Source organism: Streptosporangium canum (assembly GCF_900113865.1).
Taxonomy (GTDB): Bacteria; Actinomycetota; Actinomycetes; order Streptosporangiales; family Streptosporangiaceae; genus Streptosporangium; species Streptosporangium canum.
In genome coordinates this window covers 362,314-379,232 of record NZ_FOQY01000005.1, presented here as the reverse complement: position 1 = coordinate 379,232, position 16,919 = coordinate 362,314, and the positions used below count along the sequence as shown (strand labels likewise).

Genomic DNA, 16,919 nt, shown 5'->3' with positions numbered 1-16,919 from the left:
CAGACCCCGTCCTCACCGCACGCTCAGGGCGCGGAGCGCGGCCTTGAGCAACGTCGCCACCTGCGGGGAGCGGCCCTCCGCCACCTCGGCGTCGGCCTGGGGGGCGACGGCCGCGACGGCCTCGTCGGCGTCCCGGGCCGAGTAGCCGAGGCCGACCAGTCCGGAGTGCACCTGGTCCCGCCAGGCGGGCGCGGCCGTACCGCCGTTGAGGACGGCGTTGACGGCCTGATCGGGCGTGCCGAGCTTGTCCTTGAGATCGACGATGATCCGCTGGGCCCCCTTGGGGCCCACCCCGGGAACCCTGGTCAGCGCCTTGACGTCGGCGCTCGCCACGGCCGTCCGGAGCGCGTTGGGGGTGTGGACGGCCAGCATCGCCAGAGCGACCTTGGGGCCGACCCCGTTGGCCGTCTGCAGCATCTCGAAGACGCCGCGCTCGTCGTCGCTCCCGAAGCCGAACAGCGTCAGCGACTCCTCCCGGACCACCAGCGAGGTGGCCAGCCGGGCCTCCTCGCCCACCCTGAGCGTGGCCAGCGTGCCCGGCGTGCAGTGGACCAGCATGCCCACCCCGCCGACCTCGACCACCGCACCGTCGGGCGCGATCGCGGCCACCCGTCCCCGCACCGAGGCGATCACTGCGTGGTTCCTCTCGAATATCCGGCCCGGCCCCGCCCCCGGAAATAGGCGGCGGCGGTCGTCCCCGGCCCGGTCTTGGTCCTGGCCACGGCCTCGGCCAGCCGGTTCTGCGCCCCGCCCCGCCACACGTGGCAGATCGCGAGCGCCAGCGCGTCGGCGGCGTCGGCGGGCTTGGGCATGGCGTCCAGCCGCAGCAGCCGGGTCACCATCGTCCCCACCTGCTGCTTGTCGGCCGTGCCGCTGCCGGTGATCGCGGCCTTGACCTCGGACGGCGTGTGCAGGGCCACCGGCAGTCCCCGGCGGGAGGCGCACAGGATCGCCACGGCGGACGCCTGCGCGGTGCCCATCACGGTCCTGAGGTTGTGCTGGGCGAAGACCCGCTCCACGGCGACCGCGTCGGGCCGGATCTCGTCGAGCCACTGCTCGATGCCCGCTTCGATCGCCACCAGCCTGGCCCCGATCTCGTCGTCGGCCGGGGTCCGGACGACTCCGACCTTGACGAGGCTGAGCGGCGCTCCGGGCCGTCCCTCGACCGCCCCGAGCCCGCACCGGGTCAGCCCCGGATCGACCCCCATCACCCGCAGCTCGGGCAACCGCACCGACACGCCTCCGCTCGCCGAACACCTGTTCGGTGCCCGACTCTACCGCGTGGGAGCGCACCGCGCACGGCCACCTCACCGCCGCTCAGAAGTAGTCGAGCATGTGGGCTCTGGCCTGGAAGGCGGCGTCGAGGGCGTCGTCTCCGTCCGCCGGGCCGGTGAGGAGACCCGAGCGGCGCAGGGTGGCCGCCGGGACTCCGGCGAACAGGGCGGAGAAGCCGCCGGCGGTGAAGGCGGGAGTGGACTCCGGCAGGGTGCCCGCGGGCTCGGCCGTACCGGAGCCGCCGGAGACCGACAGGTGCCACGGACCGGAGTTCGCGGGGCGCTGGGGGTCGTCGACCCGGACGACGGCGTCGAGGGTGACGCCCGCCGGGAAGCCGCGTCCGGCGACGGCCGGGGCGAGGTCGACGACGCGGAACATCCAGCGGGTCTGGCCGACCTCGTCTCTGGGACGGTCCCCGATCAGCCAGAACACCGGGTCGTCGGGGGCGACGACCGCCCGGACCGACTTGGCGATGGAGGCCGACGAGCCGACCATCGCCCACAGCGCCCGTGCCGTGGCCTCCGAGCCCGCGACGAGGTTGGAGACCTCGATGTCGCCGCCCTGCCAGCGGTAGACCACGAAACCGTCGTCGGCCAGGTAGAGGAAGGCGTCCCGCTCCTCCAGGTGCAGGCGCCAGGTTCTCTCGTCCCAGCAGACGGGGCCGGAGGCGCGGGTGGCGGCGTGGACGCGGCCGAGGACGGCGACCACCTCGGCGGCGTCGGCGGGGCCCATCCGGCGGATCTCGACCTGCCCGGTGGTCCTGATCGCGCGCAGGGCCTCGGCCGGCAGGGTGGCCCGGTGCATGGCGCCGGCGTGCTCCCAGCCGAGCGACCGGTAGATGTGGGTGGTGGCCGGGTAGAGCGCCGAGACCGGATGGCCCAGCTCCGCGCAGCGGTCGACGGTGGCCCGCATCAGCGTCCGGCCGACGCCTCGTCCCCGCTCCTCGGGGGCGACGGTCACCGACGCGACGCCGCCCATGGAGATCGGCCTGCCGTGCCACCACTGGGTGAAGTCGTTGACCCGGCTGGTCGCGACCAGCCGGGAGCCGTCGACGATCCCGAGGTATCTCCCCTCTTCGAGCATCGGGACGACCAGCTTGCGCCAGGTCTCCAGATCCCCTCCCGAGATGGGCCCGAAGGCGCGCTTGCGGTTGTCCAGCACCGCGTCGAGGTCGTCGGCGGTCAGATCACGTAGCTCCACAAGCCCCCAACCTAGGCAGGGCGGGTCCGGAAAGGCGAATCGATCCCTACAGGTGGCGCGCGGCGGGCTCGGTCCCCGCGTCCCCCGTCCTGTCGCGCAGGCGGTCCAGCCGCGACATGATCGGCGTCGCGGTGACCCCGTGCAGGACCAGGGAGGCCAGCACGGTGAAGGCGACCACCGCCCAGAGCTCCTCGGCGGGCACGCCGAATTCGGCGTGCCCGAGGGCGTAGGCGAGGTAGAACAGCGAGCCGATGCCGCGGATGCCGAAGAAGGCCGTCACGCCGCGCTCGCGCGGCCCCGCCCGCCCGCCGAGCTGGGCGACCCAGCCGGTCAGCGGCCGGATCACCAGCAGCAGGATCAAGCCGACGGCCGCGCCCCGCCAGGTGAGCGCGGCCAGGCCGCCCACCGCCACGAAGCCGCCGAGCAGCAGGATCAGCCAGGCGGTGAACAGCCGCTCGATCTGCTCGATGAAGCCGTGCAGCACGCCGTTGTACCCGTGGGTGCGCTCGGCGGCCCTGATGGTGCACGCGGTCACGAACACCGCGATGAAGCCGTATCCGTGCACCAGCTCGGTGAGGCCGTACGCCAGGAACGTCGCGGCCAGCGCGACGAAGCCGTCCCTGTGCTCGGCGAGCCGCAGGTCGGACACCGGGGCGCGGAAGAACAGCCGGCCCAGCAGCTTTCCGGCCAGCAGGCCGCAGAGCAGTCCCGCCCCGCATCTGTAGAGCAGGTCCACCAGGACCCACTCGCCGGCCCATCCGAAGCCGCCGGCGGACGCCATCGCGATGGCGGCGAACACCAGGGGGAAGGCCAGACCGTCGTTGAGCCCCGCCTCGGAGGTGAGGGTGAAGCGGACCTCGTCGTCGGCCTTCTCGGAGTCGACGGGCTCGCCGACCTGCACGTCGGAGGCGAGCACCGGGTCGGTCGGGGCGAGCACCGCGCCCAGCAGCAGCGCCGCGGCCGGGGGCCAGTCCAGCAGAAGGCAGGCGGCGCCGGCCACTCCCATGACGGTCAGCGGGAGCGTCCATCCCAGCAGGCGCCAGGTGGAGGCCCAGGCGCGCGGCCCGAAGCGCCGGTTGATCGCGAGCCCGGCGCCCATGAGCGAGATCAGCACGCAGATCTCGGTGGCGTGCTCGACCAGGGCCCGATGGGCCACGGGGTCGGGCCTGGGCAGGTCCAGCGGCAGGAGGTAGAGCAGGATCCCGCCGATCAGGCAGGCCAGCGGCAACGAGAAGGGTCGCCGGTTGAGCAGCCGGGGCAGGACGGCCGCGAGCAGGGCTCCGGCGCCTGCCAGCGCGAAGATCAGATCAGGATTCCCCATCGTCCGCCTGGGCTGCCCTCAGCCGCGGGGACAAACCTCACAGACAACTCGAAATACTCATCAGACGGCGGAGCGCCCGCCTCCGCGAGGGAGGCGGGCGCTCCGGAGGCCGTCACGCGTCGAGCTTCTCCAGAACCTCGTCGGACACGTCGAAGTTGGCCCAGACGTTCTGGACGTCGTCGCTGTCCTCAAGGGCGTCGATCAACCTGAAGACCTTGCGGGCGCCGTCCTCGTCGAGCGGGACGTTCATCGTCGGCAGGAAGCCGGACTCGGCCGAGTCGTAGTCGATCCCGGCGTCCTGCAGGGCCTTGCGGACCGGGACGAGATCGGTGGCCTCGGAGACGACCTCGAACTGGTCGCCCAGGTCGTTGACCTCCTCGGCGCCCGCGTCGAGGACCGCGGTCAGCACGTCGTCCTCGGACAGCTCACCCTTGGGGACGAGCACGACGCCCTTGCGGTTGAACATGTAGGACACCGAGCCGGGGTCGGCCAGGGAGCCGCCGTTGCGGGTCAGCGCGACGCGCACCTCGGAGGCCGCGCGGTTGCGGTTGTCGGTGAGGCACTCGATCAGCACCGCCACACCGCCCGGGGCGTAGCCCTCGTACATGATGGTCTGCCAGTCGGCGCCGCCGGCCTCCAGACCGCCGCCGCGCTTGCGGGCGCGCTCGATGTTGTCGATCGGGACCGAGCTCTTGCGCGCCTTGGTGATGGCGTCGTACAGCGTCGGGTTACCGTCCGGGTCCGGGCCGCCGGTCCGGGCCGCGACCTCGATGTTCTTGATGAGCTTGGCGAACAGCTTGCCGCGCTTGGAGTCGAGCGCGGCCTTCTTGTGCTTCGTCGTCGCCCATTTGGAGTGGCCGGACATCGCCTAGAGCTCCCTCACCATCTCAACAAAGTATGAATGCACGCCGACATCCCCGGTAAGTTCTGGATGGAAGGACGTGGCGAGCAGCGGTCCTTGGCGGACCGCGACGATCCTATCCCCAGCTTCGGCCCGAGCCAGCACTTCGACGTCGGAACCGACGGATTCCACCCACGGGGCGCGGATGAAAACCGCGCGCAGCGGGCCGCGGCCGGCGAAGTCGACGTCGGCCTCGAAGGAGTCGACCTGGCGGCCGAAGGCGTTGCGGCGGACCACCATGTCGATGCCGCCGATCGTCTGCTGGCCGTCGATGCCGCCCTCGATCCGGTCGGCCAGCATGATCATGCCGGCGCAGGAGCCGTAGGCGGGCATGCCGTTCTTGATCCTCAGCCTGAGCGGTTCGAGCAGGTCGAAGGTCTCGGCGAGCTTCCACATCGTGGTGGACTCCCCGCCGGGGATGACCAGGGCGTCGACCGCCTCCAGCTCACCGGGCCGCCGTACGGCTACCGCCTTTGCGCCCGCCGTCTCCAGGGAGCGCGCATGCTCGCGCACGTCTCCCTGCAGAGCGAACACACCGATCGTCGGGGCGATGGTCACCAGTGGTCCTTTCAAAGTGCTCGGAATGCCCCCTCAGCGTATGGCCACTGCGCAGGTCTCCCCAAACCGGTCAGGCGACCGCGGGGGCGTCCCGGAAGGCGTGGGCGTCGACGCGCTCCAGGCTCCGCATGTGGTGGCGCCTGCCGTACAGGACGGCCATGCCCGCCAGGCAGCAGAGCGCGCCGAGGAGGTACGGCAGCGCGGGGGCGACGTCCTCCCCCAGTTTGGTGGCGATGTACGGCGCGAGGGCCCCGCCCATCCAGCGCACGAAGTTGTACCCGGCGGAGGCGACCGGCCGCGGCGCGTCGGAGACCTCCATGGCCGCCTCGGTGAACACGGTGTTGTTCAGGCCGATCGGGATGCCCGACAGGATGACGAAGACGACGATGCCGGCGTGGCCCGACAGCGCGATGCCGACCTGCAGGAGGGCCAGCACCGCCAGGGACAGGTGGAGCACCTTGACCGAGCCGAGCCGCCGTTGCAGGGCGGGGGCGCCGAAGACCGAGGCGAGCGCGACGCAGGCGCCCCAGCCGAAGAAGACCGCGCCGATGCCGTAGGGCGACATGCCGAGGATGAAGGGGGTGAAGGCCAGGATCGTGAAGAAGGCGAAGTTGTAGAAGAACGCGGTGAAGGCGGTCGTCGACAGGCCGCCGTGGGCGAGGGCGCGGAGCGGGTCGCCCAGGCGGGTCTTCACGGCCGGCGTGGGGGTGGCCCTCAGCAGGGTGGCGATGAGGACGAAGCCGACGGCCATGAGGGAGGCGGTGCCGAAGAAGGGCGCGCGCCAGTTCCAGTCGCCGAGGGCGGCGCCGACCAGCGGGCCCATGGAGATGCCCAGGCCGAGGGCCGCCTCGTAGAGGATGATGGCGGACTCGGCGCCGCCGCTGGCCGCGCCGACGATGACGGCCAGTGCGGTGGCCACGAACAGGGCGTTGCCCAGGCCCCAGCCGGCCCGGAAGCCGATCAGCTCGCCGACGCTGCCGGAGGTTCCGGCCAGGGCGGCGAAGACCACGACCAGGGCCAGGCCGAGCAGCAGGGTGCGCTTGCCGCCGATCCGGCTGGAGACCCACCCGGTGACGAGCATGGCCACGGCGGTGACCAGGAAGTAGCTGGTGAACAGCAGGGAGACCTGGCTCGGGCCGGCGTGCAGCCCCTGGGCGATGGAGGGCAGAATCGGATCGACCAGACCGATGCCCATGAAGGCGACGACCGCGGCGAACGCGGTGGCCCAGACGGACATCGGCTGGCGCAGGATGCTGCCGCCGCTCTGTGCTGACATGGGGGTGAACTCCTTCTCGGACGGAGCGGGCACGGGGACCGGGCCGTCCGATCGTGCGATTTTCTGCGGTGGTTCGCGGGGCGCGGCCGGCGGCGGGAGCGGCGGCCGCGGGTCAGACGTCGCCGAGCTTGGCGAGGGCCGGGAGCGCGGCGCCGATCGCGGCGCGCTCCTCGGCTGTCAGCGCCTCCAACTGCTCGGTCAGGTAGGCGACGCGGGCACGCCTGACGGCTACCAGGCGGGCGCGCCCCTCCTCGGTGAGCTCGACCGTGCGGACCCGGGCGTCGGACGGGTCGGTGCCGCGCGCCACCAGGCCGGGCTCCTCCAGCCGGTTGATCTGCACGGTCATGGTGGGCAGCTGGACTCCGTGCTCCTCGGCCAGCCCGGTCATCCGGCGGGGGCCGCTCTCCAGCGAGCCCAGCACGGCGTACTGCTGGCTGGTGATGGGCTGCCCGGCCGCCACGCGGCGCAGCAGCAGCACCAGGTGCCGCAGCTCCCTCGAAAGGCTCTGCGCCAGATCATCCGTCGTCATAGTTAGTCAGTCTAACTTAGCCTGGCTAACCATTATTCCGGACAGGGGGCGGCGCCCCGCGGGACGCCGCCCCGGAACGGTCAGGGACGCCTGGTCTCCCAGTCCACGGTCTCCTGGATCCGCTCGGCCGCCGGCACCTCGGGCGCCCTGCCGACCGACGGGTCGAGCGGGCGCAGGTAGGTCTGCTGGACGCCGGGGACCCCGCCCTCGATCACGAAGGTCGCCTTGGTGTGCGCCGCCGCGCCCGCCTGGGTGACCTGCGGCAGCACCTTGAAGTCCGCGGTGAGCAGCTCGCGCTCGATCCGGGTGACCACGTAGCCGCGCTGGTTGTTGTAGAACCGCAGGTGCGGGTTGATCGTCAGGTAGGGGTGGGTCTTCGGATCGGAGTCGCGTCCGTCGCCGCCCGTGGTGATGGAGGAGGCGACCAGCTCCGAGCCGACCGTGCGCGTGGTGGGGTCGTCGTAGTCGAGTTTGAGGTCGCTGGCCCAGTGGGCGTGCACGTCGCCGGTGAGCACGACGGGATTGCGCACCCCGGCGTCCAGCCAGCCCTGGGTGATCCGCTGCCGCGAGGCGACGTAGCCGTCCCAGCCGTCCTGGCTGGTGATCTTGGCCGGTCCGGCGTTGTTGTCGCGCTGGGCGAAGAAGACCTGCTGGCCGAGGATGTCCCACTGCGCCCGCGAGTGCTGGAAACCGTCCAGCAGCCAGCGCTCCTGCGCGTCCCCGGTGATCGAGCGCGCGGGGTCCACCGCGGCCGGACAGTCGCGGTAGCCGTCGCCGCAGCCCTGGTCGCTGCGGTACTGCCGGGTGTCGAGCATGTGGAAGGTGGCCAGCCTGCCCCACCGGACCCGCCGGTAGAGCTGCATGTCGACGCCCCGCGGGATGGACCCGCGGCGCAGGGGCATGTTCTCGTAGTACGCCCGGAAGGCCGCCTCGCGCCGGGCGAGGAAGTTCGGCTGGGGCACCTCCGGCTTCTCCGGCACCTCGTCGGCCCAGTTGTTGTCCAGCTCGTGGTCGTCCCAGACGACCAGCCAGGGGGCGGCGGCGTGCGCCGCCTGCAGGTCCGGGTCGGTCTTGTACTGGGCGTGCCGCTGGCGGTAGTTCGCCAGGCTCTCGGTCTCGGGCCCCTCGTGGTGGCGGATGTTGCCGCCGGGGATGGTGTAGGTGTCGCGCCGGTACTCGTACTGGTAGTCGCCCAGGTGCAGGACCAGGTCGGGGTGCTCCTCGGCCAGCCGACGGTAGGCGGTGAAGTAGCCGTGCTCGTACTGGGCGCAGGAGACGAACGCCATCGCCAGGCCGGAGCCGTAGGAGAGCACGTGGGGGGCGGTCCTGGCCCGGCCCGTCGGCGAGAGGTAGGGGCCCACCTTGAAGCGGTACCAGTACTCCCGGTCGGAGGGAAGCCCGTCCAGCTCGACGTGGACGCTGTGCCCCCACTCCGGCATCGCCAGGGCCACGCCCCGCCGCAGGACGCGGCGGCCGGCCGCGTCGCCGTAGACCTGCCACTGGACCGGGAAGGGCCGGTCGGGCATGCCGCCCAGGCCGTCCTCGGCCAGGGGCTGGGGCGCCAGCCGGGTCCAGATCACGAAGCCGTCGGAGTCGGGGTCCCCGGAGGCGACACCGAGGGTGAAGGGATCGGCGCGCAGGCCGCGGGAGGCCAGGGACGCGGCGCTCTCGGAGGCGGGCTCGGGGTCGGCGTTCGCGACGGCGGGCACGCCCGCCACCGCTCCCGCCGCGATGCCGGTGACAAGGAAGGAACGTCGGGTGAGCCGGGACATGGGGGCCTCCCAGGATGATCGGGCACGGACGCCCGTCAGCCTCGCGGAGGATCATGACGGCGGAGTGAACTCCTCCGGACACGAAAAAGACGACATCCTTCACGGATGTCGCCTTTCCCGAAAATTCCTACCAGCCGCGCTCGGCCAGGCGGTGCGGGGCCGGGATGTCGTCGACGTTGATGCCGACCATGGCCTCGCCCAGGCCGCGGGAGACCTTGGCGATGACGTCCGGGTCGTCGTAGAACGTGGTGGCCTTGACGATCGCGGCGGCACGCTGGGCCGGGTTGCCGGACTTGAAGATGCCCGACCCGACGAACACGCCCTCGGCGCCGAGCTGCATCATCATCGCGGCGTCGGCCGGGGTGGCGATGCCGCCGGCGGTGAAGAGCACGACCGGCAGCTTGCCGGTCTTGGCGACCTCGGCGACCAGCTCGTACGGCGCCTGCAGCTCCTTGGCCGCGACGAACAGCTCGTCCTCGGGCAGCGAGGACAGGCGCTTGAGCTCACCCCGGATCTTGCGCATGTGGGTGGTGGCGTTGGAGACGTCGCCGGTGCCCGCCTCACCCTTGGAGCGGATCATCGCCGCGCCCTCGGTGATGCGGCGCAGCGCCTCGCCCAGGTTGGTCGCGCCACAGACGAAGGGCACGGTGAACTGCCACTTGTCGATGTGGTTGGCGAAATCGGCGGGGGTCAGCACCTCGGACTCGTCGACGTAGTCGACGCCGAGCGACTGGAGCACCTGGGCCTCGACGAAGTGACCGATGCGGGCCTTGGCCATGACCGGGATCGAGACGGCGGCGATGATGCCGTCGATCATGTCGGGGTCGCTCATCCGGGAGACGCCACCCTGGGCGCGGATGTCGGCGGGGACCCGCTCGAGCGCCATGACGGCGACGGCTCCGGCGTCCTCGGCGATCTTGGCCTGCTCGGCGTTGACGACGTCCATGATGACGCCGCCCTTGAGCATCTCTGCCATGCCGCGCTTCACCCGGGCGGTTCCGGTGACGGCGGTCTCGGTGACTTCGGGCGTGCTGCTGGACACGGTCTCTACCTCACGACGGCTGGTTGCGGAACATGGGCCGTCCGCAGGGACGGCCACCACGTCTCCATGGTAGGCGCTGATCCGCCTGTCCCCTTACACGACAACTTGTCGCGTAAGGGCGATCTTCTTGGACATCATGTAGGGCGCGGCGCGGCCGGGAGGGCAGCCGGGCCCGGAGATCAGGGGATGACGGGCTTGCGGGCGGCCAGGACGACCCACACCTGCCCGGGGGCGAAGTTCATCGGCTCGCCCGCCTCGGTGGTGAAGACGGTGCCGTCCTCCTCCGTCTCACGTGACCACTTGGCCTTGAAGGCCTTGCCGTCGCGGAGCACGATCGCGCTGCCCTTGCCGGTGCTGTGCACCAGAGGCGTGTAGCTCTGGTTCTTGTCGTGGAACTCCGAGCGCTCGGTCTTGGTGTACTGCACGACGATCGTCGGCGCGCCGAGCTGGCCGCCCTCGGCCGCCATGTCCTTCTCGCCGTCCTGCCAGATCAGCCACTTTCCGGCGGCCTCCGACCAGCCGAAGGTGAAGCGGGCGGCGGGGTATTTCACGCTGAACATCTTCTTGGGCACGCCCCCCTCGGGGGCGTCGCCGAAGGTGAAGCCGACGTCCTTGGCCCTGGTCGCCTTGGGCGCCTGAGCCAGCAGCTCCCTGGTGTTGGCGAACAGGTTGTAGGGCGCGTAACGGCCCGGCTGGCGGAAGTAGGCGCCCGGCGCCCGGCTGTCGGAGACGTCGAACAGCGACGACTGCGCGATGATGGGAAGCATCTTGGTCTGCGCGCCCGAGTAGGCGAAGGCGGGCTTGCCGAACTGCGGCACGATGTGCAGGTCGGAGATCCGGGCGCTGCGGACCGGGCCGATCTTGGGCGGGATCTTCGAGGAGAAGATCGCCATCAGGCGCGTCAGGCCCGCCTCGACCTGCTCGACATAGACGATGTCGGCGCTTTTGAGGCCGAGCTGCGGCTTGCCGGCCGAGGTGTTCTCGATCTTCGCCGCGAGCACGGCCCTGCGGGCGGCTCCGGGGAGCCCGGTGAAGGGATGGGTCGGCTCGGGGGTCGGGGTCGCGTCCGCGGGCGGGGCGGTGGCCGCCTGCGGGTTCTTCCCCGGGGCCGGTTCATCGGAGGAACAGGCCGCGGCCGGAGCCAGGACGGCGACTCCCGCCAGCGTGACGGCGATCATCCGGGGCACCCGCACGGCTCATCTCCTCAAATCGGCCATGAAACGCCCAAGAGCTTACCTGTGCCCGACTTACCGGATTCCCCCCTTTGTGTGCGTCCTATTCACCTGACCGATATCTCGCTGCCTGCGCGCCCTATTCGGCGGCGAGGGCCTGCGGGGGCGTGTCGTCGATCTCGAAGAAATCCGGATACTCCGTGTGCCCGGCCAGTCGCAACGTGCGCGCGAGCCAGCGGCGCTGGGCCGCGCGGGTCACGCCGACCGCGTTGTTGTAGAAGCGGCGCGAGTAGAGCACCTTGGCCACCGCGGCGCCGAGTTCCTCCAGCAGGTCGGTGCCCGCCGGGGTGGCGGCCACTCGGTCGCGGAAGCGCTCCTGGTCGACCACCGCCCGCAGGGTGCGCGACAGGTCGCTCTCGGCGTGCTCGCGCTCCTCGGGCCCCGCCGTACGGGCCTCGTGGGCCGCCGCGGCCAGCACCAGGCTCGTGGCCGGGTCCAGGACGCGGGACGCCGCCAGCTCCAGGCAGACGGCGGTCCGCCGCACCAGGGCGGCGTCCAGGGACTCGCGGGCCAGCTCCAGCCGGATGTGGAGCCGGTCCAGCCGGCCCGCCCGCCAGGAGATGTAGACGGCGGTGAGCAGCACGATCGCGCCCACCACCAGGATCAGCGTGGTGGTCACGGCGTGTCGTCCTCCTCCACCCCGGCCGTGCTGGCCACGGTCTCGTAGACGCGCAGGACGTCGCGGGCGACCGTGGACCAGTCGTACTTCCGGACGGCCTGGCGGGCCTCCTGCGACAGCTTGGCCCGGCGATCGGGGTCGTCGAGCAGGGCGGCGGCCTCGCGGGCGAGCGACCCGGCGTCGCCGGTCTCGAACAGCGCCCCGGCCTGACCGTCGTCGAGCACCTTGCGGAAGGCCGGGATGTCGCTGGCCAGGATCGCGGCACCGGCCGACATCGCCTCGGTGAGCACGATGCCGAAGCTCTCGCCGCCCAGGTTGGGCGCGCAGAACACGTCCACCGAGTGGTAGGCGCGGACCTTGTCCTCCTCGCTGACCATGCCGAGCAGGCCGATCCTGTCATGGAAGCGGGCCGGGACCTTCTCCAGCACCTCACCGGCGTCGCCGGGCCCGGCGATGAGCAGGCGCAGCCCGGGCCGCTCGGCCGCCAGCAGGGTGAACGCCTCCAGCAGCACCGGCAGGCCCTTGCGGGGCTCGTCCATCCGGCCGAGGAAGCCGATCACCTCGCCCTCGTCCCAGCCCGGCAGCGGCTCGGCCTCGCTGTAGCGGCTGACCGTCACCCCGTTCGGGATGAGCACGGCGTCGCCGCCGATGAACTCGACCAGGGTCTTCCTGGCCGCGTCCGACACCGCGATCCGGGCGGTGATCTTCTCCAGCGCGCTCGTGATCACGGGCGACGCGACCGAGAACGCGCGGGAACGGCCGTAGGAGGCGTGGAAGGTGCCCACGATCGGCCCCCTGGCCACCCAGCAGGCGAGCAGGCCCACCGAGGGGATGAACGGTTCGTGCACGTGCAGCACGTCGAAGCGGCCCTCGCGCACCCAGCGGCGCACCCGGTTGGCCGACAGGAACCCGAACGACATCCTGGCCACCGACCCGTTGAAGGGGACGGGGACCGCGCGGCCGACCGAGGTCACGTACGGCGGCAGCGACGCGTCGTCGCCCGCCGGCGCGATCACCTGAACCTGGTGACCGTCCTCCATCAGCGCCTCGGCGAGGTCGCGGATGTGCACCTGCACGCCGCCCGGCACGTCCCACATGTAGGGACAGACGATGCCGATCCTCATTGCTCTCCCACCGCCCCTCGTCCGCCTCGCGGAGAGCCCGCTCCGTCGTGCTCCCCCCTCCGCTCACCATGCCGGGCCCGGCCGCGTCTCCTCATCCGCGGGGCTCCAGATCCTCGAGCCAGAGCCGCTGGAGCATGTGCCAGTCTTCCGGGTGCTCGGTGATGCCCTTCTCGAAGACCGTGGCCAGGTCCTGCATGACGGCGGCCACCTTCTCCTTCCGGGTGCCCTCGGTGGGGACCGCGATCTCCTGGTGGAACTGCAGACCCCAGTCGCGCCCCTCGAAGTAGAGGATCGCCGGGATCAGCGCGGCTCCGGTGTGCACCGCCAGCAGGCCGGGACCGGCGGGCATGCGCGTGGCCGAGCCGAAGAACTGCACCTCGACGCCCTTGGCGGTCAGGTCGCGCTCGGCGGGCAGGGCGACCGGCCGGCCGGCCCGCAGCCGCTGCGCCAGGGTGCCGAAGGTGTGGCTCTCCCCGCCGGTGAGCGGCAGCACCTCCATGCCCAGTCCCTCGCGGAAGGCGGTGTAGCGGTGGAAGAGCGACTCGGGCCTGAGCCGCTCGGCGACGGTGGTGAACGGGTGCCCCTTGGCGACGAACCAGGCGCCCGCCTGGTCCCAGTTGCCCATGTGCGGCAGGGCCAGGACCACGCCGCGGCCCTTGGCCAGGTTGTCGTAGACCTGCTCGTCGCCGACGACCTTCATCCGGGAGAGGATCTCCTCCGCGGGCATGGAGGGCAGCCGGAACACCTCGTGGAAGTAGCGGAAGTAGGAGCGCATGCCCTCGCGGCTCAGCTCCCGGATCGCCGGGTCGTCCGGTGAGGTGCCCCTGACCCGGGCGAGGTTGGCCTCCAGCCGCCGCACCGAACCGCCGCGACGCCTCCAGAGGCGGTCGGCGGCCTTGCGGAAGGCCCAGGCGGTGAGGCGTTCGGGGAGGCGGGGCACGAGCGTCCAGCCGGCGCCGAAACCGGCGGCGACGAGACGATCCTGCAAGGACGGCTTGTCGGTCATCGCTCTCCCGATCAGCGGAGGGTCCGGGGCGGGACGGAGACGGCCTGGCGGCGGACGTGCAGCAGGCGCTGGCCGACGGTGACCGCGCTGGCGGCGGCGAGCAGCCAGAGCCCGGCGGCCAGGATGTAGGGCACGCCGAGGCCGCCGAGACCGGCGGAGACCAGGCCGACGACCAGGCGCTCGGGCCGTTCCGCGAGGCCGACGTCGCACGTCATGCCCAGCCCCTCGGCCCTGGCCTTGACGTAGGACACCACCGCGCCCGCCACGAGGCAGAACAGCGCGACCCCGGCCAGCACCCGCTGGTCGCTCACCACGAACCAGATCGCCAGCCCGGAGAAGATCCCGGCGTCGCCCACCCGGTCGAGGGTGGAGTCGAGGAAGGCGCCCCAGAGGCTTCCCTGCCCGACCATCCTGGCCATGACCCCGTCGAGAAGGTCCGCCAGCACGAAAAACGTGATCACCACCGTGCCGGGGAACAACTCTCCACGGGGGTAGAAGAAGAGGGCCGCGGCGACGGTGCCGAGCGTGCCGACCGCGGTGACCACGTTGGGGCTGATCCCTCGGCGGGCGAGCGCCCTGCCCAGGGGGGTCAAGACTCGGGTTACGGCGGGGCGCAGAAGTTTCAGCATCGCGCTCTGATCGTAGGCCAATCCGCATGTGAGCGTGCATCCAACGCTCCGCAAGCGGATTGGCCCGGAGCTCTTGTGATATTCGCCACATGGGTATTTGGTGAACAGACCGCGTCCTCGCAGTGTGCGGACGCGGCAGCGGACCCGAGGGTGTGGCCGCACCTGGCCGCGCTCCGGCAACGACGCGGGAGGCGACGTGGCAGAGAAGGCAACCGGCGGGGCAGCGGGAGCCGCGGGGAGGGCGCCTGCGGCCGACCGGCCGGACATGGTGAGGAATGTCGTGCTGGTCGGCCATTCCGGTGCGGGGAAGACGACGCTCGTGGAGGCGCTCCTGGCCGCCACCCGGACCGTCCAGCGGCCCGGCCGGGTCGAGGACGGCACCACGGTCAGCGACTTCGACGAGGTCGAGGTGCGCCAGCAGCGCTCGGTGAACCTGACCGTCGCCCCCGTGGTCCACAACGACATCAAGATCAACCTGCTGGACACCCCCGGCTACGCCGACTTCGTCGGCGACCTGCGCGCCGGGCTGCGCGCGGCCGACGCGGCGCTGTTCGTGGTCTCGGCGTCCGAGGGCGTGGACGGCCTGACCCGGATGCTGTGGGAGGAGTGCGCGACGGTCGGGATGCCGCGGGCGGTCGTGATCACGAAGATCGACCACCAGCGGGCCGACTTCGAGGAGGCCCTCACCGCCTGCCAGGACCTCTTCGGCGAGGGAGTGGCCCCGCTGTACCTGCCGGTGGTCACCAACGGCCGGATGAACGGCCTGATCGGGCTGCTGACCCAGAAGTTCTACAACTACGCCACCGGCACCCGGACCGAGAACGCCCCGGGGTCCTCCTACGAGGACCAGATCGAGCAGTACCGCGGCGCCCTGATCGAGGGGATCATCCAGGAGAGCGAGGACGAGTCCCTGATGGACCGTTACCTCTCCGGGGAGGAGATCGACACCAAGGTCCTCATCGACGACCTGGAGAAGGCGGTCGCGCGCGGCGGCTTCTACCCGGTGCTCGCCACCGGGACCGGCGTGGGCGCGACGGAGGTCCTCGAACTCATCACCCAGGGCTTCCCCTCCCCCCTGGAGCACCCGATGCCGGAGATCACCGAGATCGACGGCACGCCGGTCGCCGGCATCGCCTGCGACCCCGACGGACCGCTGGTGGCCGAGGTCGTCAAGACCACCAGCGACCCCTACGTGGGCCGGATCAGCCTGGTGCGGGTGTTCTCCGGAACGCTGCGCCCGGACATGACCGTGCACGTCTCGGGACACGGCATGGCCGACCGCGGCCACGAGGACCACGACGTGGACGAGCGCATCGGCGCGCTGTCCTCGCCCCTGGGCAGGCACCAGCGCACGACCGGCAAATGCGTGGCCGGCGACATCGTCGCGGTGGCCAAGCTGTCGCGCGCGGAGACCGGCGACACCCTCTCCGACAAGGACCGGCCGCTGCTGATGACCTCCTGGACGATGCCCGAACCGCTGCTGCCGGTGGCGATCCAGGCCAGGTCCAAGGCGGACGACGACAAGCTGGGCCAGGCGCTGCAGCGGCTGGTCGCCGAGGATCCCACGCTCCGGCTGGAGAACAACGCCGAGACCCGGCAGCTCGTGCTGTGGTGCATGGGCGAGGCCCACGCCGACGTGCTGCTGGACCGGCTGAGCAAGCGGCACGGCGTCGAGGTGGAGAAGATCGAGCTGCGGGTCCCGCTCCGGGAGACCTTCGGCGGCCGGTGCCAGGCGCTGGGACGCAACGTCAAACAGACCGGCGGTCACGGGCAGTTCGCCATCTGCCACCTGGAGGTCGAGCCCCTGCCCTCCGGCGAGGGCTTCGAGTTCGTGGACAAGATCGTCGGCGGCGTGGTCCCGCGCCAGTTCATCCCCTCGGTGGAGAAGGGCGTCCGCAACCAGATGCAGCGCGGCGTGGTGGCCGGCTATCCCATGGTGGACGTGCGGGTGACGCTGTACGACGGCAAGGCCCACTCGGTCGACTCCTCCGACATGGCCTTCCAGATCGCCGGGGCGCTCGCGCTGAAGGAGGCCGCGGCCAAGGTGCCGACCCTGCTGCTGGAACCGGTCGACGAGGTGGCCGTGCTGGTCTCCGACGACCACGTCGGCGCCGTGATGTCCGACCTGTCCACCCGCCGTGGCCGGGTCCTCGGCACCGAGCAGGTCGGCATCGGCCGTACCCTCGTCCGGGCCGAGGTGCCCGAGCTGGAGATCACCCGCTACGCCATCGATCTGAGATCGATGTCACACGGCACGGGGACGTTCCAGCGCACCTTCCTGCGTTATGAACCGCTCCCGGCCCACCTGGTGGGCAAGGTCGCCGGTTGATCGCCCCGGGGAGGCGTGAACCATCCGGCTCGCGCCTCCCAAAAAGTTCCCCACGTAACGGTGACGTCACGAAACGATTTCTTTTTTCCGGCCAAAGCACGCCGGT

The 16,919-nt window shown here is 71.5% G+C and carries 16 protein-coding genes; 1 reads left to right on the top strand and 15 read right to left on the bottom strand.

Features of this window, described 5'->3' with window-relative positions; translation table 11 throughout:
* Positions 1–12: 12 nt before the first annotated feature.
* The 15 genes from ruvA to pgsA form a co-directional block, all read right to left on the bottom strand.
* Positions 13–633 carry a Holliday junction branch migration protein RuvA gene (gene ruvA / locus BM085_RS10535; RefSeq protein WP_093886799.1) on the bottom strand — a complete coding sequence of 207 codons (621 nt, stop codon included), beginning with the start codon at positions 631–633 and terminating at the stop codon, positions 13–15.
* On the bottom strand, positions 630–1,217 hold the full coding sequence (gene ruvC, locus BM085_RS10530) for a crossover junction endodeoxyribonuclease RuvC (RefSeq protein WP_093886872.1): 588 nt from the start codon (positions 1,215–1,217) through the stop codon (positions 630–632). The genes ruvA and ruvC overlap by 4 nt, the downstream gene beginning before the upstream one ends.
* A gap of 100 nt (positions 1,218–1,317) precedes the next feature.
* Positions 1,318–2,475: a GNAT family N-acetyltransferase gene (locus tag BM085_RS10525; RefSeq protein ID WP_093886798.1), complete on the bottom strand. Its 1,158-nt coding sequence runs from the start codon at positions 2,473–2,475 to the stop codon at positions 1,318–1,320.
* Between the two features lie 46 nt (positions 2,476–2,521).
* Positions 2,522–3,796 carry a cation:proton antiporter gene (locus BM085_RS10520; protein ID WP_093886797.1) on the bottom strand — a complete coding sequence of 425 codons (1,275 nt, stop codon included), beginning with the start codon at positions 3,794–3,796 and terminating at the stop codon, positions 2,522–2,524.
* 112 nt (positions 3,797–3,908) lie between these two features.
* A complete protein-coding gene (locus BM085_RS10515) occupies positions 3,909–4,661 on the bottom strand; it encodes a YebC/PmpR family DNA-binding transcriptional regulator (RefSeq protein WP_093886796.1) in 753 nt (250 codons plus the stop codon).
* Positions 4,662–4,664: 3 nt separating this feature from the next.
* Positions 4,665–5,255: a pyridoxal 5'-phosphate synthase glutaminase subunit PdxT gene (gene pdxT / locus BM085_RS10510; RefSeq protein ID WP_093886795.1), complete on the bottom strand. Its 591-nt coding sequence runs from the start codon at positions 5,253–5,255 to the stop codon at positions 4,665–4,667.
* 70 nt (positions 5,256–5,325) lie between these two features.
* Positions 5,326–6,531 carry an MFS transporter gene (locus tag BM085_RS10505; protein ID WP_143120874.1) on the bottom strand — a complete coding sequence of 402 codons (1,206 nt, stop codon included), beginning with the start codon at positions 6,529–6,531 and terminating at the stop codon, positions 5,326–5,328.
* Positions 6,532–6,643: 112 nt separating this feature from the next.
* Complete coding sequence (locus tag BM085_RS10500) at positions 6,644–7,060, bottom strand: MarR family winged helix-turn-helix transcriptional regulator (RefSeq protein ID WP_086566906.1); 417 nt, start codon at positions 7,058–7,060, stop codon at positions 6,644–6,646.
* Between the two features lie 80 nt (positions 7,061–7,140).
* Positions 7,141–8,832, bottom strand: a complete 1,692-nt coding sequence (locus tag BM085_RS10495; protein ID WP_093886794.1) for an alkaline phosphatase D family protein — start codon at positions 8,830–8,832, stop codon at positions 7,141–7,143.
* Positions 8,833–8,959: 127 nt separating this feature from the next.
* Complete coding sequence (gene pdxS, locus BM085_RS10490; RefSeq protein ID WP_012892587.1) at positions 8,960–9,874, bottom strand: pyridoxal 5'-phosphate synthase lyase subunit PdxS; 915 nt, start codon at positions 9,872–9,874, stop codon at positions 8,960–8,962.
* 179 nt (positions 9,875–10,053) lie between these two features.
* A complete protein-coding gene (locus BM085_RS10485) occupies positions 10,054–11,067 on the bottom strand; it encodes a DUF3048 domain-containing protein (RefSeq protein WP_093886793.1) in 1,014 nt (337 codons plus the stop codon).
* A gap of 118 nt (positions 11,068–11,185) precedes the next feature.
* Positions 11,186–11,725: a hypothetical protein gene (locus tag BM085_RS10480; protein ID WP_031165685.1), complete on the bottom strand. Its 540-nt coding sequence runs from the start codon at positions 11,723–11,725 to the stop codon at positions 11,186–11,188.
* Positions 11,722–12,849 carry a glycosyltransferase family 4 protein gene (locus tag BM085_RS10475; protein ID WP_093886792.1) on the bottom strand — a complete coding sequence of 376 codons (1,128 nt, stop codon included), beginning with the start codon at positions 12,847–12,849 and terminating at the stop codon, positions 11,722–11,724. Before BM085_RS10475 ends, BM085_RS10480 begins: the two co-directional genes overlap by 4 nt.
* A gap of 91 nt (positions 12,850–12,940) precedes the next feature.
* Positions 12,941–13,855: a phosphatidylinositol mannoside acyltransferase gene (locus BM085_RS10470; RefSeq protein ID WP_093886791.1), complete on the bottom strand. Its 915-nt coding sequence runs from the start codon at positions 13,853–13,855 to the stop codon at positions 12,941–12,943.
* 11 nt (positions 13,856–13,866) lie between these two features.
* Positions 13,867–14,484, bottom strand: coding sequence for a phosphatidylinositol phosphate synthase (pgsA, locus tag BM085_RS10465; RefSeq protein ID WP_093886870.1), 618 nt, complete (start codon positions 14,482–14,484; stop codon positions 13,867–13,869).
* Positions 14,485–14,680: 196 nt separating this feature from the next.
* Between pgsA and BM085_RS10460 the strand changes: the two genes are divergently transcribed.
* Positions 14,681–16,813, top strand: coding sequence for an elongation factor G-like protein EF-G2 (locus tag BM085_RS10460; protein WP_093886790.1), 2,133 nt, complete (start codon positions 14,681–14,683; stop codon positions 16,811–16,813).
* Positions 16,814–16,919: the final 106 nt, after the last annotated feature.